Raw genomic sequence first — 21,492 nt, 5'->3', positions numbered from 1 at the left:
TCCGCTGATATCAACTAGAATAAATGGATATCTATAAGGGGGCATTATGATTAAATTTTTATCACCATTTGTTGCATGTATGGCTACGATTGTTGGGTTAGGCAGTGTTGCCTATGCGGATAATGTCAGCTTGACTATTTACAGCAGTAATCAGCCCGGTGCTATTAACCCAGATCAATACCGACCGGTTGCCGGACAAAATAACATTTTTATTGGCAGTGCTGTTCCTGGTTATGCTATGGTCCGCCAAACGCATTCGTTTGCACTGAAAGCAGGAACCAGTCGCATCGATTTTGATGGAGTAGCTGCGTTGCTTGATCCAACAACCGTAACATTTAAATCGCTAACAGATCCGCTGGGCACGCATGTGGTCTCACAAAATTATCTATTCGATTTAGTTAGTCAGGAAGCCTTGTTAAACCGTTTCTTGGGAAAAGATATCACCATTGAGCAACATAACGGAAATTCAACCAGCACCCATAGCGGCCAGTTGCTCACCAGCAACTTTGGTACCACCATTCTTAAAACCAAAGATGGTATTTATTCAACCAATAATGTTACCAGCACCAGTTTTAAAGAATTACCCGAAGGCTTACGTATTAAACCAACACTAGAGTGGGATATTTATACCAAGAAACAGGGAAATCATGATAGCGTCATTGCTTACCAAACTCAGGGCATCACGTGGTGGACCGATTATAACATCACCCTTACCAAAGAAGGCAAAGACGGCCAGGACATGATCGACATTGCTCCGTGGGTCAGTATCCTCAATCAAACCGGCACCAGTTTTACCAATGCCGAAATTAAATTAATGGCAGGCGATATTAACCGCCAGCAGGAACCACGACGCATCATGTATAAAGCCATGGCAATGGAACGTGATGCTGGTGCCATCCCCGCTGCACCACCAGGATTTGCCGAAAAATCATTCTTTGAATACCATCTCTATACCTTAGGGCGCCCGGAAACCATCACCCATAACGCCACCAAACAAATCGCCTTATTTACCCCAATTACCAATATCCCAGCTAAACGGCAATATGTGCTAAAGACACAGGAAGGCAATAAGGTCGGTGTCTATTTACAGATTACCAATAATGAAAAATCAGGCCTTGGTAAACCACTCCCCGCAGGCAGGGTTCGCATTTCCAAACAAGACGGAAAAAGCATGGAACTTATTGGTGAAGACACCATCGACCACACCCCCAAAGATGAAGAACTTAAATTAAAACTTGGCAATGCTTTCGATATTGTGGCCGAGCGTAAAGTGATGGCCACGCGCGAAAATAACGAGCATAAATGGCGTGAAGACGATATTCAGGTAGAACTCAAAAACCGCAAAAAAGATGCCATCACCGTATTGGTGGATGAACCTGTTTCGGGTTCTAATGTACAAATCCTTAAACCTAGCCATAAGCCTGTTAATAAGGGCAATAGTCTCTACGAATTTGCCGTACCATTAGCCGCAGGGTCAGCATCCAAACTTAGCTATACATTGCGGACGCAATGGTAATGAAATATTAGGCTGTAAGAGCGCTTATTTCGGGAACAACTGCTTGGTAATCCAACTCCACTTTTGGGGTTTTCTGTACCATTGAAGCCGCTATTTGCGATAAGGAAGAAAGCATATGAAAGACCATTCCCAATGCGTAACCAGGGATATATAAATACCACGGAATACCCGCTTTTAGCCATAAACGGTTATATTGTCTGGCAAATTTGATTTGTCCTTTGATTAGGTTCATCGCTCCCCGTTTAGCACGATAGAACCTGCTGGGATTTTTACAGACGCAGACCCATACATCATTATGAATACCAATAAAAACGGCACGGCGTAACATGTAGCTTAAAGTATATAGCTGCTTATGCTCGACTTTGGCTGCAACATGCACAACATTCAAACCAAGATTTCTTATATGAGCCATCCAATAACCACCCCACATACGCGCATCGCTTTGCCTTACGAACGGGTGCTGACGCATCACTTCGGTGCGTACGGCAAAATTATTAGCATAAAACGTCTGGCGCTTGCTGCGTGTATCACTCTTATTTTCGATAGGAAAAAACCAGCAGATCGCACTTACATTTTCTGAAAAAAGAACCTCGCTTGGCAAAGGTTTCACCGTACACCACAGCCACAGATGGATCAGCAAACGGCTCCACTATCTGTTCAAGCCAGTTTTCATGATAGACACAATCACTATCGGCCATCACCATAATATCTGCTTTCGTAAGAAAGGCTGGCACGGCCTTTTTTTCATAATAAGACGTCCCCGGAGCTGCAAGATAAACCACCGACAGATAGGTTTGCGCAGAAGCAAGTAACGGGTCAAGCAACCCCTTTAGAGTCGTCAATGCAATTTTTTGGGGATCATAAACAATGAAAAGTTCACTGGAACCGATGACATTGTTTTTAATATTCTTTTCTAAAATAGTTGTCAAACGCTCTATAAAACAAGCACTATCGTGATCCAGTAATTCCTGAGCATTATCCCACTCCAACACAATAGAAGCCGAGATTACCTTTTTGAATGTATAAGTCATTTCTTTACCCTTGAGGAATAAGGTGGATTTGTATACCCTATATAATAGTGATTATAAACATGTGTCCATCTTTTTTCAAATTTTCAAATAGGTAGTCATGCCAAAAGCCTTTATTGCTGTATGCACTGCCCAACGTCCGGTTATGTTGAAAGAATGTATTCTTTCGTTGGGTAATCAATCGATACCAGCTGGATGGGATGTTTCGATCCTGGTGATCGAAAATGATGAGGTAGCTCACTGTCGGGATATCGTCACAGAAGTGAGCTACCACTGTTTGCTACCTATCCATTATGTCTTTGAACCTGTGCGCGGGATTCCTTATGCACGTAATCATGCTCTTGAATATAGCATTGAACATCAAAGTGACTGGGTATTTTTCATCGATGATGATGAAGTTGCTTCTCCTTCGTGGGTTTCTAACATGCTTGAAGCATCTTTGCATTTTAAAGCTGATGCGTTTCAAGGACCTGTGCGGTACGAATACACACACCCGATTCCTTTATGGTTTGAAAAAAAGAAGCGCCGACACCTTTCCACTGGCACACTCATGCACGTAGCGGCTACTAATAATATTATGATGCATAAACGCTTATTCGTTAGTAAACCTGAGGGATTAGGACTGCGTTTTGATACTTCTATGCGTTTTACCGGAGGAAGTGATACTGATTTTTTCTTTCGCGCTACAGATCTGGGTGCCACGATACGCTGGGTTGACGATGCTGAAGTGCATGAAACGGTGATTGCCGAACGCCTTGATTTAGGCTGGATCCTCCGCCGCCACTTACGTGTTGCATCCAACGCATGTACCGTTCACCGCAAACGCAAAGGGCTGCTGAAAACACTTCGCCGTTATGGCATTAAATCATTGCTTCGCCTCTGCTATGGCTCTCTTGTCCTTGTTATTGTCGTATGGTTTATCCATATTCCGTATGTCCGCCAGTTTTTATTAGTCCATGCCTTTACTGCAACGAAGCATTTAGCTTCAGCAATTGGTTATTTAGCTGGATTTACCCCGTGGAAGCCTCAGCCGTATAAAGTGGTAGATGGATATTAGGCTTGGGAACACCCCATCCAATACCCTCCCCTTTCCGACTAACTCTTCACGCGTAACGTAAAAAACTTGACGGATTGCTGGCAATGCCCTATACCAGAGGAAAACTTGTGTCAAAACAATCAAGTTCGAAATGGATTACTTATGACATTCAAACAATTTCTATCTTTAAGCCTAAGTATAATGGTTGTATTGTGCAGCCCTCTTGTTGCGCAAGCGTCGGATTCTTCTTCTGCAACGGTGTCTTTGCATCGTTCAGAGATTATCAGTCTCGATAAAACCGTTTCTAAATTTATCATTGGCAATAACGAGGTGGTCGATGTCGTTCGCCACGGCGATAAAAAGCTTTCTATTCAAGGACTTAAAGTTGGAACAACCACCATTAGAACCTTAGATAAATCAGGAAATCTGCTTTCCTTGGTAAATGTCACCGTGGTTCCGGACTTGCCTTCGGTACGCCAATCATTAAAATCACTACTCCCCCATGAAAATATCGGGGTAGAAATTATCGGCAATAACATTGCTCTAACCGGCATTGTTTCTGATGCAGAAGCGGCAGCACGCGCTGTGATGATTGCTAACGAATTTGTCAAAGTTCAAAATTATGGCCGCGATGTTGTTAATTTGATGCAAGTTGCTTCTGGACAACAAGTGATGCTGCGCGTCCGCGTAGGTGAGATTCAACGTACAGCATTAAAGAAAATTGGCGTTAGCCTTCAAGGGTTGCGCGCAACCAGTAAATTAAAAATTCCTTTTGCTACTGGGAACGAAGTCGGTACCAGCATCAATACATTAGGATCTGCGGTTGATTCGTTTGCAACCGGTGGAATCATGTATAGTGGAAGCGGTGTCGATCTTTCTGCCAGCCTTGATTTGCTTGAAAAAGACGGGATGTTTAAAGTGTTGGCTGAGCCAAACCTGGTAGCCGTTTCTGGTAAGTCAGCTGATTTCTTAGCGGGCGGCGAGTTCCCTGTGCCGGTTTCGCAAGGCGAAGAGCGCATGTCGGTCGAGTATAAAAAATTCGGTGTTTCTGTTTCCTTTACCCCATTAGTGCTCTCTCAAAACCGTATCCGCTTAAGTGTCGCACCCGAAGTATCGGAAATCAGCACCGATCAAGCTTCAGGTGCCATTTCAACCAAAGAACTGAGTGTTCCTTCAGTTACAACTCGACGCGCCAATACGACGGTTGAACTTTCCCCGGGTGAAAGCTTTATGGTTGCAGGTTTGATCAAGGATCAATTCAGCACCGAAATTCAACAAACACCTGGTATCTCAAATATTCCTATTTTAGGAGCAGCATTGCGCCATACCGCTACATCACGTAATGAAACCGAGTTGGTCATTGCTGTAACCCCCTATCTTGTCAATCCTTTGACAGGTAGCGATGTGCGTTTACCTACTGATTATTTCCGTCCGGCAACCATGTTGGAAACCATGTTTTTTGGTGCCTTGGGCACAACAGCAAAACAAGGCGGAAACCCTGCTTCACTTGAAGGGCCTTTTGGCTTTATGATGGATTAATGCGTTATACGTAAATGGTGGTTATGGTCATGAAAAAATTACATTTGGTTCTCTTATCTTCGCTTTTACTAGCTGCTTGTACACATCCTGCTGTGTCAGTTGTGTCTCCTGGACAGCCTGAATCATTGCTTGATGTTGCTACCCAAAAAGTGACGCTGCCTCTACGTACACAGGAACAGGTCGACCAACTCGTGAAGCATCTAGAACATGAGCAACCTGCTAATGCATCATTGCAATGTAACCCTGCGGTCAACCCACTCTGCCAAGCAGCACAAGAAACATTGCAACTGTATGGTATTTCCAGCCAGCTTGAGCAAGGCACGCAGGACACGGTTACCCTTGTTTATAATCGCATCGCTGCAAAGCCATGTGACAACCGTTTTGTTTCTAATCACTATAATTTAACCAACCAGAATCATAAAGCGTTTGGTTGCTCTGTTGCATCCAACATGGTGCAGATGGTAACCGACCGCAGTCAATTTACCGATCCACACATTTTGGATCTGCCAGATGCCAGTAATGCCGTTTCGGTTTACGATAAATCCTATTTGAAAGATTCAAAATAACGATCGGTTTCCGGCATTAAACACCCCCTCCTCTAAAAAGGAGGATAAAACAGAATTGGATTAGTCATGACTGTTTTCTCCATACCGTTTGGTGTTCCGTATCTTGAAACAGCTGTTGCCCATTTAGTGCACACTATTCCTGAGAGTGATTTAGCGCACACAACCATTATAACCCCTTCACCTGCTGGGACGGCCCTCCTTAAATCACTCCTTGACAAGGTAACAAAGTCGAACCTGGCGGTTCCCCTGATCGTGCATTTAAGCGATGACTATGCGTTGACCCAGTGGTTAGAATCTCATCAGCAGCGCATGGCACCGTCTCAACAGAAGCCTTCACAAGCTCAACGGCTGCTTTGTATCTACCATTATCTCAAAGAAACCAATCAAGCCCCCCAAGGATCCTCCAAAAGCCTTCTTGAGATCAGTGTCCAACTGCTTGATCTGATGGACGAAATGACCCTGTATGATATCCCATTTTCAGCTCTTGGAACATTAGTTCCTCAGGACCATGCGCAACGATGGCAGCAATCGCTTGCACTTTTAGGCAAAACATTTTCCTATTGGCAATCGTATCTTCATCAACATCGATTAGTCGACCCAATCAAGGCAAACCATGCGCTACTTAAGCATATAACCCGCTACCTAGAAACGAATAATCCGAGTAAACCAGTGATCGCATTGGGTTCAACAGCCAGTCGACCAACAACGGCTAAACTCCTCCAAGCCATTGCCAAACTTCCACATGGTATGGTTTATCTGGAAGGACTGACCCCAGCAATAGGTTCACAAACACTCTCTGAAGCTCACCCTTGTTACCACGTCCAGCAATTTGCTAAATCCACGGCTATGGATATTCAGGTGATTGAGATAACTTCGCAAAACGATCCTTCAACATCGGCATTGTTGGAACAATTTTTTGCACCGGCTGAATTATTTGGACAAGTGACCGATACCATTCATTCTGCGTTATGGAACAATATCCATGTTGTTGAGTGTCCGCATTTACAAGAAGAAGCTGCAATCATCGCCCAAACGGCACACCATTGGTTAAACGAAGCCCCTCATGAACCAATTGCCATCATTACCAATAACTATGAACTGGAACAATATCTGGTTCAGTCCTGTAAGCATTTACAGATTCCACTCCACTCATCATGCTCTCTTCCCCTTAACCGCACCGCCTTATGGCAATGGATGATGTTATTTCTTAAAACAGCCTTGCAACCCTTTAATCTCTCGAGCCTTATGGCCCTGCTTAAGCATCCACTGATGCCCGATACAATTGAGCATCCGCCTAGTTCGCTATTGGCCAGGCAGCTGGAGGTACATTTTCTGCGTCATAAACGATTTACCTTTGAGGATTATGAATCCATCGGCCACGCCCTTTATCAATCATCCGACAACACTTTATATAACTGGCTTAAACCTGTGCTTGATGGATTTGTTTTTCTTCACGATGGCTTTAATGCGCATCAACCCAAACAAACACTGGGACATTTTTTACGGTTACATCTTGCATCGTTAACATTGAATGCAGAGGGACGAACCTGGGATGACCATGCATTGTGGCACACAGAGGAAGGAAAAAAAGTTGCTTCATTCCTCCATGAGTGGCTAAACGGACCATTGGCTGATCAAACCATGGATACTGCCGACTACCCAGAGGTACTTAGCCAACTTGCAAGGCAGCAACATATTGCCGCTGAGCCAATACCATCTCCCAATACGGCCATTTCCATCCTAACTCCGTTTGCTGCACGACTGGCCGATTATAAACGTGTGATCATCGCCGACTGTAATGAAGGTTCTATTCCCTTTGCCCGGTCTCACCAACCCTGGTTGAATAATACCATGCGTAAGCACGTGGGCCTGCCCGATTATCAAAAACAGCTAGGCCTTGAATCTCACGATTTCTGCCATTTATTTGCAGCACAATCGATCCTATTCACCCGTTCACGAAAAATCAATGGTACGGTGAGCGTACAAAGTCGTTGGTTACAGCGTTTACTCACCTACGCTTCGTTATGCGGCGTCAGGGAAAGACTAACCCATTTTCCTCTATACGATACGTACCTTGCTAAACAACACCACACAACAGCCCCTCAACCAGCATCGCCTCCAGAGCCTCGGCCTCCGGTAAGTGCACGCCCAAGGTCACTGACTGTGCGGCAAATTGAAACCTGGATGCGTGACCCTTATTCAATCTATGCCGAAAACATACTCAATCTCAAAAAACTTGAGCCACTCAAACGCGATACCCTCACCCGCGATTTTGGCATGTTTATCCATCGTTGCCTAGAATTGCTCCATCAGCAGCCTTTTGACGAAACCTCATTTACTTCTATCTTGAGTGCTTGTGGCGAAAAAGCACTGTTAGAAATTGCCCCACCTGAACCAGTGATTTTTTTCTGGCGCAAGAAATTAACGAACCTCACGCCGTGGGTTCAACAGATTGAACTAGCTTGGCAACGTAATGAAGCAAACACAGTCTGTGAATTACCATTCCAGCTTGATGTACCACACGAGAATGAACAATGGACGATCCGAGGCCGCATTGACAGGCTTTCTTATTTTCCAACTGGCGAAGCCATTCTCGTTGATTACAAAACCCATGGCACGGGCTCACTTCCCAAACAAAGGGAAATTAAAACAGGGCTTTCTCCGCAGATTTTGATCTATGCACTCGGGCTCAAACAATCACCAACATACCAGCATTTAGATATCGCCGAACTCGCTTATTGGTGCCTCACCGGCAATAGGCCACCTGCAGAAGCTTATAATTTTACTGAAAAGAAAGAACTGAAAGAGTTAGCCTCATTGTTAAAAGAGGCAGAAGCAGGTCTAAAACATCTTTTTGCCGTTTTTAACAGCCCACACACCCCTTACCTGGCAATCCCAAATCCAGCTAATAAGCCACGATTTAATGATTATGCCCATTTGGCAAGGCATCAATCCTGGGAATAACACAACCAATGTTTTAATATTAATTTAATATATATCATATATATTAATAATATAATTCATTATGTATTATACCAATACTTACAACACTCCACAACCAATGAAATGGGAGTATTATGTCAAAAAGTCAACCTGTCAGCAAAAATGAACTTGCTCAATCCGTGAAAGATTTTATTTCAAGTGAAGTAGAGACGAATATTCAAAATAGCCTGGTCAAATCCGGTCTATTTGGATCTGGTGGCACTACATTAAAAGGCTCTAGATCCTTTTTTCTCTATCCAGATCTTCCAGCTAGCCAATTTAATCAAGAGATGCAACAGGTTGTTCCAGAGCGATTAGATGAAAAAAAATTAAGTAAATTCTTAGTCAAAATGCATCCGTCTTTATTTGAAATGGGTCCAGCTTGGGGCATTATTATTGAGAGAATACAAGAAGCTTATTCACGAAAATCAGGAGAAAACCCCTCCGCTTCTGATAAGATTAATGAAGGCATCAATAAGGCTTTCCGTGCTGGCTGTAAAAGAACGTCCGATATCTTGGAATATGATCCCTCAAATAGCATCCAGAGTATGGTCGACCGTATTTCAAATAGTGCTACAGAATTGCCAACCGAGATAAACAATTTCAATATCGCCCGAGTTACCGCTGAAAAAGGCTACCATAACATGCCTATTAATATGATCCCAACGAGTATTCAAAGAGAGCATGCTCTTCACGCTTCCTTTACAAACGGATTTGTTGACCATATGGTACAACGATTCCAAAACATAGATCCTGGATATTTTGAGGCTGTAGCAAACACCATTCGTAATAATTTTCCTTTGTCATTTAATAACCCAGATCAATTTCAAAAAATTTATAACGCGATGGAACAGCATATGCCTACCGCAATTCAAAAAAATTGGCTACCTCAACGCACGGCGGAACAAGCCACTCTTGTTTGTTCTAGACTAACCGTGGAAAATACCCTCTTGATGGAGAAATACATGGAAGGTGTAAATCTTGAAGGCTTTATAAGAAATATACAAAATCAACCTATGACTAAAGAAGAAGTCGATACACTGAAAGAGAACCTCACAACAACGAGAATCATGTCGTTAAAAAACATCGCTGAAATTGCAAAAACACCCAAAACAAGCAACCAAAAACCAGAAATTCCACAACGGTAAAACTATCGACCTTGTTCGACTTCGCTTGATTTGAAACGCTTAATCATTTCGGTTATTTCGTGCCGATTACCAGCGGTTTTTGCCATTGCCCCAGGGGTGTATCCCACTCCCTCCGAATATGCTTTTTGTTTGCAATCAGCCCCCAACTCTAAAAGTCTATGAACGATAGTCTTACTTCCTGATATAACAGCAGCATGCAGTGCCGCAAAACCATCGTTATCACAGAGATTTACATATTGTTTCTGATTACATTGTGGTACGCGTTCAAGAATGTCTCCGACAACATCTTCCCAACCAAAGTAACATGCCCAATACAGAGGCGATCTTCTGTCAAGATCCTGCGTACAGTTAACATCAGCCCCCCTTTCCAACAGCAATCTAACAATAGCTTTTCTTTCTTCAACAGAACCATATCTTGAATCAGACAAAGCGGCCATAAGAGGAGTGTCTTTTTCAAAAAATTCATTCGTACGAAATATTTGCGCCAACGGCAGTACGGCATTGACATCCGCCCCAGCATCTAAGTGTTGGACCACTGAGGGATAATCAGACCTGCTGATACTATTAAATAAGGCAAAGGTTGTTTCATCGACCCATATAATCCCATCCCTTGCTTTAACCTCTCCCTGAGCAATCACAACAGTATTAGAATTTATTTCTGTAAATTCTCTTTCACTAGCCACATTACTACCATTTTTGTTTTTCGACTTTACTCTTTTACACCCATACGAACTATTTTACAATGCATTATTCAAACGTCAAAAAACTAGCCCTTGAAAATAAACCCCGTTACGCTAGAGTAGCGTAACGTAAATAAGCCTATTTGGGGTTCCTTTCCATGCTTCCTATCTATTGCGCCCTTGATACAACCGACCTTGGCCGTGCCAGCCAGATGGCACGGATGTTAGCCCCGCATATTGCCGGTATTAAACTAGGCCTAGAATTCTTTACCTATCATGGCCCCCAGGGGGTAACGGCAATTGCTCAGCACAATATCCCCATATTCCTTGACCTTAAATTTCATGATATCCCCAATACGGTTGCTGGAGCCTTGCGTTCGGCGTTGTCCCTCAATGTGCAGATGATTACCGTCCATACCAGCGGCGGCAAAGATATGCTAACACGCGCTGCCGATACCGTTTCCAACTGGTGTGAACAATATCAACGAGTACCGCCTCAGTTACTCGGCGTTACCATCCTTACCAGCATGGATGCTCTTAACTTAAGGCAGATTGGTATGAACGAAGTAGTGGAAGAACAGGTCTTACGCCTGGCAACCCTGGCAAAAGAGTGTGGGCTTGATGGTGTAGTCTGTTCACCCCATGAAATTGGATTATTACGTATGGCACTTGGTAATGAACTTTTATTAGTCGTGCCCGGCATTCGCCCAGAAGGATCCGAGACGGGCGATCAAAAACGCGTACTCACACCAGCACAAGCACTGGCTCTTGGCGCCAATTATCTTGTTATTGGCCGCCCTATCACCGAAGCAACGGATCCTATCCATATCCTCAAAACAATAGAGAAAACCCTTGCCTGCTAAAGTTGCCGTTATCATTGTGAATTATAATGCCGGTGATTACCTTAAACGCTGCCTGGAATGCGTATTGTTGCAGAGCTTTACCGACTTTGAGGTAATCCTGGTTGATAATGCCTCACAGGATGGTTCCATAAACCAATTGCCTCAGGATACCAGGCTAAAACTCATTCGCAGCACCACGAATCTTGGTTTTGCGGCTGCCAATAACGTAGGAGCACTACAAACCGATGCCCCGTGGATTGCGTGCTTAAACCCAGACGCTTTTCCCGCTAAAGACTGGCTACAGCAGTTGATGTTTGCCACCATCCGCTTTCCTAAAATTATGATGTTTGGCTCTACCCAGATAAATGCCAATCGCCCGTCTGAGCTTGATGGCGCCGGTGATGTTTATCATATTTTTGGCATTCCTTATCGCGGCCATTATCGCTGGCCACTTTCAACCTTACCAGCAACGGGAGAAACATTTGCCCCGTGTGCTGCTGCGGCACTCTATAACCACGAAATTTTTCGAGAAGCAGGCGGATTTGATGAATCTTTTTTTTGTTATGGCGAAGATGTCGATCTTGGCTTTCGCTTTCGCTGGTTAGGGCAACAAGCGGTACAGGTAAGGGAGGCCGTGGTGTATCATGTAGGCTCTGCCATTGCCGGTCAAAACAGCGTCTTTCAAACCTATTACGGGGTTAGAAACCGTATCTGGACCTGGCTTAAAAACATGCCCCTATTGTTAATGCCCATTAGTTTGCCCCCATTGATCATCATGCATGGATTATTAGGGGTAAAAGCCGTACGTTTGGGCCATGGCCTTCCCTTTTTAAAAGCCATTAAAGACGCGTTATGGGGTATGGAACCTGTTCTTCAAAAACGTAAATTAATCCAATCATCACGGAAGGTTTCTATCTTTGCTATTGCCAAAGCCATCAGCTGGAATATCCTAGCATTAAAGAATCGGCGTAGCGATATACGGGTGTATCCCAAACCAACTGAACGCAAACCCTTTAAACCCAAGTATTAACCATGATAGATTCATCGCTAATAGCCTTTGTTAATTTGCTGGCCGATGCCAGTGGGGACATCATCAGGCGTTATTTCAGACATACACCACAAACCGAATCCAAATCCGATTTAACCCCGGTCACCATCGCCGATAAAGAAACCGAAACCATTTTACGAACATTGATTCAACAGCATTACCCGCAGCACGGCATTGCCGGAGAAGAATTCCCCCCCCATCAAGGCGATGCCGAATGGTTATGGGTATTAGATCCCATTGACGGCACCAAATCCTTTATTGCGGGTAGACCCTGGTTTGCCACGCTTATTGGCCTCACCCATCGCGGAGATCCGGTTCTGGGTGTGATCGACCAACCCATCACCCACGAACGATGGATTGGTGACCCGCAACGAAGCTGCACGCTTAATAATCAGCCTACCCGCACATCTGGCTGCACACAGCTAGCAGAGGCGATCATCGCCACCACCGGCCCTACTTATTTTAATGAAGAAGATTGGCAACGTTATCAGCACATCATGCGTTTATGCCGCTTCCCGATTTGGGGCGGAGATTGCTATAATTATGCGATGCTTGCTACCGGCACGGTTGATCTGGTCATCGAATCAGGTCTCAAACCCCATGATATGATGGCCTTAGCAGCTGTCGTTAATGCAAGTGGAGGCTTCTGCTGCGACTGGCAAGGCACTCCGATAACCTACAGCTCCTCCGACCGCATCATTGCCGCAGCAACGAAAGAATTAGCGTTATTAGCACAGATGGAATTGGCACAAAAGCTCCTCTAATTAGCGGTGAATTCACCCTCTCTTTTGAAACACTAGTGTCCACTAACGTCTGCCGTTCATAAACGACAAACCTAGAGTAGGGTCTCACTCTCTTGTTTTCATTGGCTTCTGGGATTTAAAATGATAGATCATTATAAATCAATAGTTGCACTTCAAACGTGAATAGGGCTCTGACACGGCTTATTATAGGTTTAAATAATAAAAACCGGACAAAATACTATTTTCCTGTCTTCGTCAATGGGACACCCGAAACAAGACTTTAGAGATCAATCGCCGATGGCCGGAATTCGCGGGCAGAGATGTAATACCATATCTCATATTTAAATAAACTAATTATATCTGTCATTATTTGTGATATTCTATGGCCCATTAACGCAATGAAGGGTTGGTTGTTATGGGCAGAAAAACGAAGTTATTGACAGATATTGTTGTAAGTCGCGCACGTATTGGCTTAGAAGAGGTTGGAAAGAGTGGGGCTATAGCGATTAAATTAAGAATAGTCTTGGCAGCGCACGAGCATGGTATAGTGCTGTGTGCAACATAATGGGCGTCACCAAGGCTAGCGTCATTTCATGGATTAAAGCGCTTCGGGATGGTAGTTTTGAAACGCTGTCTGTTAAGCCAGGAAGGGGTCGCAAGTCTTTGTTAAGCCCCTCTCAGCAAGAGGAGATTCGCAAATGGCTAGAGTCCGATCCACAACTAACGATTGAGTCTATTCAACAGAAAATCTCTAAAACTATGCAGGTGAAATTGGGGCGATCAACCGTTCATCGATTGATAAAGAAAATGCGTTTTTCTTATATAACTCCACGTCCAGAACATCACAAGAAAAACCAAGGGGATGAAGTGGAATTCAAAAAAAAATCTATCAAACCATCTAAGTGAATGCCCAGGAAGGCGCATGTTTTTTATGGATGAATCACGCTTTGGAACTCATTCAAAAATAGGCCATGGATGGTTCAAAACAGGACAAAGATCTTGTGTGAAGATGAAGCTTGGCTTTCAAAATTTCTATGTCTATAGCTCTGTAGAGCCTAACTCAGGCGAAACATTCACTTTGATTTTACCTAACGTCAATACAGATATGCTCAATCTCTATCTTCAAGAAATGTCTCGGCAATTTGCGGACGATAAAATTATTCTTGTTATGGATGGAGCCGGGTGGCACAGGTCAAGGCAACTTAATCTGCCCGCGAATATAAGCATCATCCATTTGCCTCCTTATTCTCCGGAATTAAATCCTGTGGAAAGATTCTGGCAACAACTCAAGCGTATAACCATCAGAAACAAAATCTATGATTCAATAGATGAGCTTGAAGTTGCCGTTTGCGCAGCCATTCACGACTTCACTCCAGAGCGGATCGCTCAGATTTGCGCTATTAATTAGTTTATTTAAATATAAGAATTGGTATAATTCATGAAGAAGGAAAACAGACATTCGCTAACTTACATACAAAAATGCGCCAATCCTCTATTTAACCTTCAGTTGAAAATAACTCCTTGTTTCCAACTTTATACCATGGTATACAATTTTTCCTCTGTGGGAAATAGCCATTAATTCGCATTCGGTGTTTATGAAAAAATTGGGTCAAGAATTGCCAAGAAAATTACATCATTCTCTTGTGTTAATGCTGTCTGTGCTACTGGTTCTACAGCCGATGTTAGCACCCATCGTCTACGCACAAACTGTGATTACGCCAGACACCGCCGCGCCCACAGCCAATCAACCCACGGTTGCAGAATCTCTTAATCACACACCAGTGGAAAACATTGCCACACCTAATGGGGGCGGAGTTTCTCACAATAAGCTTGGGGAACTACAAGTTGGTAACGAGGGGTTGATTGTTAATAATTCAGCCAGTTCAGGAATGTCAACGATTGGTAGCATTGTGGTTGGCAATGGCAACCTTACTTCCGGTAATGAAGCACGCATTATTATTAATGAAGTAACCGGAACGAATCCATCTTCCTTGCAAGGCCCAACGGAAATATTTGGCAGAGAAGCCGAGTATGTCGTGGCTAACCCCAACGGCATCAGCTGCAATGGCTGTGGATTTCTCAAAACACCTAAAGTCACGTTAACGACCGGAGTGCCCCATATGGATGGTGCGGGCAATATAGACCATATCACCGTTGATAAAGGCACTGTTTTAATCGAAGGCAACGGCGTTGATGCCAGCCAGACGGATTCGTTTGATATCATCTCCCGCGCTACGCAAATCCACGCTGCTATTTATGGTGGCAATACAGTGCGCGTCACAACGGGGCGCAACCAAGTCAATTATCAAACGGGTGTGGCCACTCCACTTGCTGCCACACCGGAATCAGAGGTTAGCAAACCCACCATTGCGATTGATGCATCTGCTTTGGGTGGCATGTATGCAGGAAAGATTTATCTTAAAAGCACCGAAGCAGGCGTTGGTGTTAATAATGGCGGCATCTTGCAAGCCAGTAACGGTAATTTAGAAATCACCGCCGATGGTGAGCTTGTTCAGGCCGGCACTGCTTCTGCTACTGCAGATGTGAAGCTTACCTCAACAGCCAGCAAAGTGACCCATACCGGCAGAACCTCTGCTGGTGGTTCGGTAACCGTGAATGCACAGAGTGATGCTCAATTAAGTGGTCAATATATCTATGCTGGTGATCAGCTTACTCTCACTGCTGGCAATCAACTCACCTTAGATGGCTCAGGCGCTGATTCTGGCTTTGCGTTTGTGAAAGCCAACACCATTACGGGCAATGCAGACTCTATTCGTTTAACACATGTACTCACCAGCGGAACAGAAGATGTGATATCCATGACAGCCGCCAGCCTCGATATAAGCGATAGCGATATACTCGCGAACTCGGTGGTGTTTATTTCCACTGGAGCAACCACTATCACGACCAGTCAGATTGTGGCTAATGACGGATTGTCTCTAACTAATGGCAGTTTCAGCGCAACGAACAGCACCTTACTAGCCAACACCCTCTTGCAAAACGTAAGCGGCAATTGGCTAAATGATACATCGATTATATCGATGCTAGGTGATTTGTCTTTAACAGTCGGTGGAACCTTAACCAATCAAGGAGAACTCTCTTCAGCAACGCATATCGATATAAGCGCACACGATTTAAACAACACCGCAACCGGTGTCATCGCGTCCAATAATGACGCGTTACTCGGAGCTACACATGACCTAACGAACCAAGGCGTACTCTATACGCACGGCAATATGAACATAGAAGTTGGCAACCATCTCCTCAATGACCAGGGTTACATCCTGGCAGAAACGGGCAGTTTAAGGATAGGCGGTTTAAACAACACCCGCATGGTCTTATTAGAAAACCAAAGCGGTTTAATTCAATCGGGTGGTTTAATGACCTTAGTCGCAGACACTCTCAGCAACCACCGCGTCGGAAACCCTTCATTCACCGAACAATCCAGCGATATCGAGTATTTTGATATCCGCTTAGGCCATGGCAATGACGATATGCTGGCACATACCGGCAAAGACAATCAATGGCTGATTTTTAATGCTGATCCGTATTTAGACGGCGTTAAGTTCATGGTCGATAATAACTCGACCTGGCAGGCGGATCCCAACCTTCCTCCAGGTGTAGCACGTCAGGTCATTACAGAAACAGAAGATTTTACCGAGCGTGCCGGCGAAATTATTTCCCAAGGAAACCTGGTAGTAGACGCCGCCACCCTCAACCAGCAGGTCAGTTATATCAGCGCCAGCGGCAATGTTGATTTAGGGAATGCCAATGTCACTAATACCGGGATGGATATCAACAGTATCTTGCGCTATACCTGTATGACTTCCGGCTGTTTACCGCATATCTATAATCCAGTCATCAATGAATATGACCTGGTTGGCTCTATTGCTCCACTTGAAACGTTTGACCTCGTTTATCAATCCGGCCATGTCGCCAGCACCATTGAAGCCGGTGGCACATTAACGTTGGGTGGTAATTTGGTGAATAACCAGACATCGCTTCCAATAAGCGGCGTATTAATTACCCCACGTATTGATCAATCATCGGTGGTTTCCCCTGGAGTGAATGTTAGCGTAGGTGGTTTATTTGGAGTAGCATCTGATCCTAACTCCCCTTACTTGATAACCACCCAAATACCAAACATTAATCAAAATGGCTATGTGGGTTCCAGTTACTTATTAGATCAACTCGGTTATCAGCTTGACCACACCATCTTATTATTAGGCGATCCTTTTTACGAAACGCAATTAATTGAAGATGCCTTGCTTAAAAAACTAGGCACACGTTTTATCACCCCTGGCATTACCAATGCTAACGCACAAATCACCCAGCTTTATGATAATGCCAAAGAGCAAATGGGTACATTAAATTTATCGGTTGGTATTGCCTTAACCGATTCACAGCAATCGCTTTTAACCAAAGATATTGTGTGGCTGGTGCAGCAAACCATAAACGGGAAACAAGTCTTAGTGCCTACCGTTTATCTATCCAGTAGTCACGCACAATTACAGGACATCGCCCTTAATACCGGCGCTACTCTTAATGGTCATGATATTGCCTTAACAGGCAACAGCATCACCAATCAGGGCGGCATCCAGGCGCAGCATAATGTCACTATCAATTCAAGCACCGTTTCAAACCAAGGTGGATTAATCAAAGCGGGTAATAATCTAGATATCACCGCAGACACAATCAGCAACAGCGCATCCGTAGGATCAAGCAGTTATGGCAAAAGCACGTTTGAAACACTACAACATCAAGGAACCCTTGCCGCAGGAAACAACGTAAACCTCAACACCAGCGGTGATATCCACTTTAACGGCGGTGTGCTCGATGCCGGTGGAACGGGCAGCTTAACGTCGACCAACGGCAACATCATCATCGACAGCCAGGCCTTAAACAACCACACCGATGCGTCCTATCGCCACAGCCACTACACCAGTGACAGCACCTTGCAAATTGGCTCGTTATTAAGCGGTCAGCAGCTGGTGTTAAATGCCGCTAACGACATCACCATCAAAGGCAGCGATGCGCAAAGTGCTGGTGATATTAATTTAACCGCACAGAATGTCACCATCGGTGCCGAAACCGAAAGCTACCATTACCACGAAACCAGCAGCAGCCATGGCTTTATGAGCTCTAGCAAGAAGGAGGTCAAACAGGATCAGGAAAGTTTACGCGGTTCTACTTTAACGGCAGGAAATAACATTAACATCAATGCCAATGATGATATCAACGTTACCGCCTCTTACGCAGAAGCAGGTAACGACATCCATTTACTGGCTGATGCTGATCATAACGATACAGGCGGTATTACGGTAGAAGCTGGTAAGGGTTATGAATCCAGCTACGTGTATAAAAAGGACAGCGGTTTCACCGGTGGACTTTCTGGCATGAGTTTTGGGGTAAGCTACCAGCAGACCAAAGACAGGATCAATAGCTACCAGGAAACCTTATTACCTTCAATGATGGTAGCCGGGCATGACATCACCATGGATGCCCATGATGATATTAACATCCTTTCCAGCCAATTACAGGCCGGGCATGATGTGATCCTCAACAGCGATAACAACATTAACCTGCTGGCACTGGATGCTGATAACAGCTATGCCGAATCGCATAAGATGAACAGCATTGGCGTATCGGTTGCGATTCAAGAAGGCTTTACGGGTTTGATAGATTCGCTAAAGGGCATCGGCGATAAAGGTTCTGGCAGTTATGCTGGCATCCAAACGGCAGCCGACATCTATAAAGGAGTATTCCAATTTAGATCAATGTATAATGCCAGTAAAGGTTTTATCGATCCCTCACAATTGTTGCCCAGCATTTCTGTAAGCCTTGGAATCTCAAGCAGTTCTTCTAAATATGAAACCAGTGGCAGCAACTTTACCCAAGCCAGCATTTCTGCCGGTCATGATTTTATCAGCCAAAGCGGTAAAGACACCATAGTCAAGGGAGCTAACATCCAGGCAAAGAATGTGAACATGGATATAGGCGACAACCTGGATATAGAATCAGTACAAAACGTGCAAAAAACCAGCCAAAGCAGCCATAGCGGCGGATTGAGTGTAGGTATTAGCTATGGCGTTAACGGCTTGTCCCCCACCTTTGGTGCCAATGCCTCTGCCAGCAGTGGTGATGGGCACCGCAACTGGACGGATAATGTGACCTCTATTATTGGTACAAACTCTATAACCATTAACACAGATGGAAAAACAATGATAAAAGGGGCACTGGTTGCGCAAGCCACTCCGCAGGAAGATGGCACATACATGGACGGTGGTAATCTTACCCTAAACACCGATTCACTGGTAGTGAGCGACTTAACCGATGAAGATATCTGGAATTCCAGCGGAGCCGGAATGGCAGTAGGTTTCGGCGGACAACCAGGCCAGCCAGTATTTGGTTCTGGCTCGAACCTCTCCTCTTCTTATACTCCATCACTGCAAATTGCCCAAGACACCACCATCGGCGTGACCCATGCTACGATTGGCAATGGTACGATTAACATCAATAACACAGTTGCCACTAATGACCAATTGAAGGGCATTAATCGTGATATCAATAAGACGCAGGAAATCCTGGTGGATAAGCATGACCATTTAGATGTAGAGGTACCTATTGATGGCAAAACACTACAGTTAACATTATCTTTTATTGGAGATGCAGCAACTTCAGTAAACGATAAATTATCTCAATTATTTAGTCAGGCAGTTGACCAAGCCGTAGCAAAGAATGTAATTGATCCAGAGGATAAGGCTAATGTAAATGCAATCCTGGAAGCGTTGAAAGATGGTGATTTAACTACTGAGCAACTGGTTGGGTGTGGTCAAGTTAGCTTTAATATTAAAAGCTTATTTATTCAAGATGCATATGCTGCAGGAGGAATGTGCGAGTTATCGTTACAAGGAAAAACAGTAAGCATAAGCGAAAAAACCGCTTCAGAAGCTCATTCACTCTATAAAGGAATCATGAATGCACCAGATATTGGTAATTTATATAATGTTACCGATGATCTTGCGTTTGATAATGAATGTAATCTCGATCCAAGTTGTCAACAAGTCAGTATAGATGCATCCCTAAAAACTCTCAAATGGATAGGCTTTGGTATACCTGTAGTTTTGTCAGGAGGAACATTCTTGGGAGGCGAAGTAGCTGTTGAAGGTGTTGGGGGAAGCGGAATGCTATATTCTGATTATATGGCAGCCATTGAAGGTTTGGATGTTACTACAGCAGAAAATTCAGCGGTCTTTTACTCTGGACCAGGAAACAAAGCATTAGCAGAGGAATTTGCTTTCGGGAATGGGAAATTAACCTTAGAAATGACTCCAGGAGGACGATGGTTGGAATCACAAAACCTGTACAGCAATGAGAATTTAACGATGCAACAAGCCGACAGTATTTGGGGTTCATTATCCCAAAAGTATGCTTCCCAGGCCTCTGGATCAGTAACAGCATTCACGGAGGGAGCGAGTTCTAACTCAATTTTTAACACAATAGAATATCCAACTTTAATAACCAAACCAAATATAAAAAGCGTGGATTTCTTAACCGGAGGTTTTTAATGCTTATCAATAAGGGAAACAAAAAGGTTTTCAGCACAGAAGGTTTCTTAGTCGAAATCGAGGGAAAATCAAAAATAAAATATACTGAAAAAGGGCACATATTTGAGATCTTTATAGAGTCAGGATTACTTCCAAAAACATATAAGGAGGCATCCCCCCCACTGGACTCATACATAACTATCATTTATAAAAACAGCCTAAAACCAACGCGTGAACCGAGCGGAAGTATTGATGAAAAGCAAAAAGAATTTATTCTGAAAAAAATTTCGGAAGCACTCGATTTCCTAGAGATTAGACATCAGTTTTATGACTGAACTATAGCATTTTTCATACGTTTTCAACGGAACATATGTTAATAATACATCTAAATGGCTGGGCCAAAAAAATTCTCTGATATTTAAAATGAAAGAGAGTTTTCTAGAATAGAAGTTTCGCGATCTTACTAACCCGGATATTTCATGAAGCAGTCCATCCTTAAAGATAGAAGATGACACTAAAATCGGCGTCACCCACGCCACTATCGGTGCAGGAACCATCACCATAGCAGGCCAGGCGGCAACCGATGACCAACTGAATGGCGTTAACCGCGATGTGAACAAGGTTCAGGAAATCCTGGTCGATGAGCATGATCATCTGGATATTGAGATACCGTTGGATGGAATTAAAAACATTACGGATATGGTGAGTGATATTGTTTCCAAGCTTAATCATCCTGACTCTGCCCTTTCTGCCGCTGTCAAAATAACTGATTCATTGAAAGAAAAATTAGAACGATTCCTGTCTTCGTCAATGGGAC

17 protein-coding genes are annotated in these 21,492 nt (G+C 44.0%); 13 read left to right on the top strand and 4 right to left on the bottom strand.

The annotated features are described in order from the left end of the window. Window positions 1–46 precede the first annotated feature (46 nt). Window positions 47–1,516, top strand: a complete 1,470-nt coding sequence (locus IPP74_12185) for a DUF4139 domain-containing protein (protein MBL0320027.1) — start codon at window positions 47–49, stop codon at window positions 1,514–1,516. Between the two features lie 7 nt (window positions 1,517–1,523). Here the strand turns inward: IPP74_12185 and IPP74_12180 are convergent, their stop codons facing one another. Both IPP74_12180 and IPP74_12175 read right to left on the bottom strand, forming a co-directional pair. Next, window positions 1,524–2,117 (bottom strand): hypothetical protein, encoded by a 594-nt coding sequence (locus IPP74_12180; protein ID MBL0320026.1) that lies wholly within the window; start codon window positions 2,115–2,117, stop codon window positions 1,524–1,526. Beyond that, window positions 2,050–2,547, bottom strand: a complete 498-nt coding sequence (locus tag IPP74_12175) for a glycosyltransferase (GenBank protein MBL0320025.1) — start codon at window positions 2,545–2,547, stop codon at window positions 2,050–2,052. Before IPP74_12175 ends, IPP74_12180 begins: the two co-directional genes overlap by 68 nt. Window positions 2,548–2,644: 97 nt before the next feature. Here IPP74_12175 and IPP74_12170 point away from each other — a divergent pair, with 97 nt between their 5' ends. The 5 genes from IPP74_12170 to IPP74_12150 all read left to right on the top strand — a co-directional run bounded on the left by IPP74_12170 (window position 2,645) and on the right by IPP74_12150 (window position 9,815). Next, entirely contained in the window at window positions 2,645–3,601 is a 957-nt protein-coding gene (locus tag IPP74_12170) for a glycosyltransferase family 2 protein (GenBank protein ID MBL0320024.1), read from the top strand. 141 nt (window positions 3,602–3,742) lie between these two features. Continuing rightward, window positions 3,743–5,119 (top strand): type II and III secretion system protein family protein, encoded by a 1,377-nt coding sequence (locus IPP74_12165; protein ID MBL0320023.1) that lies wholly within the window; start codon window positions 3,743–3,745, stop codon window positions 5,117–5,119. Between the two features lie 29 nt (window positions 5,120–5,148). Continuing rightward, window positions 5,149–5,685 (top strand): hypothetical protein, encoded by a 537-nt coding sequence (locus IPP74_12160; protein ID MBL0320022.1) that lies wholly within the window; start codon window positions 5,149–5,151, stop codon window positions 5,683–5,685. 66 nt (window positions 5,686–5,751) lie between these two features. Next, window positions 5,752–8,649, top strand: a complete 2,898-nt coding sequence (locus IPP74_12155; GenBank protein MBL0320021.1) for a PD-(D/E)XK nuclease family protein — start codon at window positions 5,752–5,754, stop codon at window positions 8,647–8,649. A 113-nt stretch (window positions 8,650–8,762) separates the two neighbouring features. Further along, complete coding sequence (locus IPP74_12150) at window positions 8,763–9,815, top strand: hypothetical protein (protein MBL0320020.1); 1,053 nt, start codon at window positions 8,763–8,765, stop codon at window positions 9,813–9,815. Between the two features lie 2 nt (window positions 9,816–9,817). Here IPP74_12150 and IPP74_12145 read toward each other — a convergent pair whose 3' ends face one another. Continuing rightward, complete coding sequence (locus IPP74_12145; GenBank protein ID MBL0320019.1) at window positions 9,818–10,498, bottom strand: ankyrin repeat domain-containing protein; 681 nt, start codon at window positions 10,496–10,498, stop codon at window positions 9,818–9,820. Between the two features lie 155 nt (window positions 10,499–10,653). Between IPP74_12145 and pyrF the strand changes: the two genes are divergently transcribed. From pyrF to IPP74_12110, 7 genes are all read left to right on the top strand, one after another. After that, entirely contained in the window at window positions 10,654–11,358 is a 705-nt protein-coding gene (gene pyrF, locus IPP74_12140; GenBank protein ID MBL0320018.1) for an orotidine-5'-phosphate decarboxylase, read from the top strand. Beyond that, window positions 11,348–12,367, top strand: coding sequence for a glycosyltransferase family 2 protein (locus IPP74_12135; protein ID MBL0320017.1), 1,020 nt, complete (start codon window positions 11,348–11,350; stop codon window positions 12,365–12,367). The genes pyrF and IPP74_12135 overlap by 11 nt, the downstream gene beginning before the upstream one ends. Window positions 12,368–12,369: 2 nt before the next feature. Next, window positions 12,370–13,149 (top strand): inositol monophosphatase family protein, encoded by a 780-nt coding sequence (locus tag IPP74_12130; GenBank protein ID MBL0320016.1) that lies wholly within the window; start codon window positions 12,370–12,372, stop codon window positions 13,147–13,149. A 531-nt stretch (window positions 13,150–13,680) separates the two neighbouring features. Next, the gene (locus tag IPP74_12125; GenBank protein ID MBL0320015.1) at window positions 13,681–14,034 is read left to right on the top strand and encodes a winged helix-turn-helix domain-containing protein; all 354 of its coding nucleotides are present in this window, start codon (window positions 13,681–13,683) and stop codon (window positions 14,032–14,034) included. Next, window positions 13,991–14,536 carry an IS630 family transposase gene (locus tag IPP74_12120; GenBank protein MBL0320014.1) on the top strand — a complete coding sequence of 182 codons (546 nt, stop codon included), beginning with the start codon at window positions 13,991–13,993 and terminating at the stop codon, window positions 14,534–14,536. Before IPP74_12125 ends, IPP74_12120 begins: the two co-directional genes overlap by 44 nt. A gap of 187 nt (window positions 14,537–14,723) precedes the next feature. Continuing rightward, on the top strand, window positions 14,724–20,696 hold the full coding sequence (locus IPP74_12115) for a hemagglutinin repeat-containing protein (protein ID MBL0320013.1): 5,973 nt from the start codon (window positions 14,724–14,726) through the stop codon (window positions 20,694–20,696). Then, a complete protein-coding gene (locus tag IPP74_12110; GenBank protein MBL0320012.1) occupies window positions 20,696–21,010 on the top strand; it encodes a hypothetical protein in 315 nt (104 codons plus the stop codon). The genes IPP74_12115 and IPP74_12110 overlap by 1 nt, the downstream gene beginning before the upstream one ends. Window positions 21,011–21,170: 160 nt before the next feature. Here the strand turns inward: IPP74_12110 and IPP74_12105 are convergent, their stop codons facing one another. After that, the gene (locus IPP74_12105; protein MBL0320011.1) at window positions 21,171–21,407 is read right to left on the bottom strand and encodes a hypothetical protein; all 237 of its coding nucleotides are present in this window, start codon (window positions 21,405–21,407) and stop codon (window positions 21,171–21,173) included. Window positions 21,408–21,492 lie beyond the last annotated feature (85 nt).

The sequence above is a fragment of the Alphaproteobacteria bacterium genome (assembly GCA_016722515.1).
Taxonomy (GTDB): domain Bacteria; phylum Pseudomonadota; class Alphaproteobacteria; order Rickettsiales; family JADKJE01; genus JADKJE01.
This window is presented reverse-complemented; position numbering and strand designations above follow the sequence as displayed.

What these genes read in the sequence shown, in the direction of transcription:
- IPP74_12185 (MBL0320027.1), top strand. Translation starts at nt 47, where the DNA reads ATGATTAAATTTTTATCACCATTTGTTGCATGTATGGCTACGATTGTT.
- IPP74_12175 (MBL0320025.1), bottom strand. Translation starts at nt 2,547, where the DNA reads ATGACTTATACATTCAAAAAGGTAATCTCGGCTTCTATTGTGTTGGAG.
- IPP74_12170 (MBL0320024.1), top strand. Translation starts at nt 2,645, where the DNA reads ATGCCAAAAGCCTTTATTGCTGTATGCACTGCCCAACGTCCGGTTATG.
- IPP74_12165 (MBL0320023.1), top strand. Translation starts at nt 3,743, where the DNA reads ATGACATTCAAACAATTTCTATCTTTAAGCCTAAGTATAATGGTTGTA.
- IPP74_12160 (MBL0320022.1), top strand. Translation starts at nt 5,149, where the DNA reads ATGAAAAAATTACATTTGGTTCTCTTATCTTCGCTTTTACTAGCTGCT.
- IPP74_12155 (MBL0320021.1), top strand. Translation starts at nt 5,752, where the DNA reads ATGACTGTTTTCTCCATACCGTTTGGTGTTCCGTATCTTGAAACAGCT.
- IPP74_12150 (MBL0320020.1), top strand. Translation starts at nt 8,763, where the DNA reads ATGTCAAAAAGTCAACCTGTCAGCAAAAATGAACTTGCTCAATCCGTG.
- pyrF (MBL0320018.1), top strand. Translation starts at nt 10,654, where the DNA reads ATGCTTCCTATCTATTGCGCCCTTGATACAACCGACCTTGGCCGTGCC.
- IPP74_12130 (MBL0320016.1), top strand. Translation starts at nt 12,370, where the DNA reads ATGATAGATTCATCGCTAATAGCCTTTGTTAATTTGCTGGCCGATGCC.
- IPP74_12120 (MBL0320014.1), top strand. Translation starts at nt 13,991, where the DNA reads ATGAAGTGGAATTCAAAAAAAAATCTATCAAACCATCTAAGTGAATGC.
- IPP74_12115 (MBL0320013.1), top strand. Translation starts at nt 14,724, where the DNA reads ATGAAAAAATTGGGTCAAGAATTGCCAAGAAAATTACATCATTCTCTT.
- IPP74_12110 (MBL0320012.1), top strand. Translation starts at nt 20,696, where the DNA reads ATGCTTATCAATAAGGGAAACAAAAAGGTTTTCAGCACAGAAGGTTTC.
- IPP74_12105 (MBL0320011.1), bottom strand. Translation starts at nt 21,407, where the DNA reads ATGATTAAGCTTGGAAACAATATCACTCACCATATCCGTAATGTTTTT.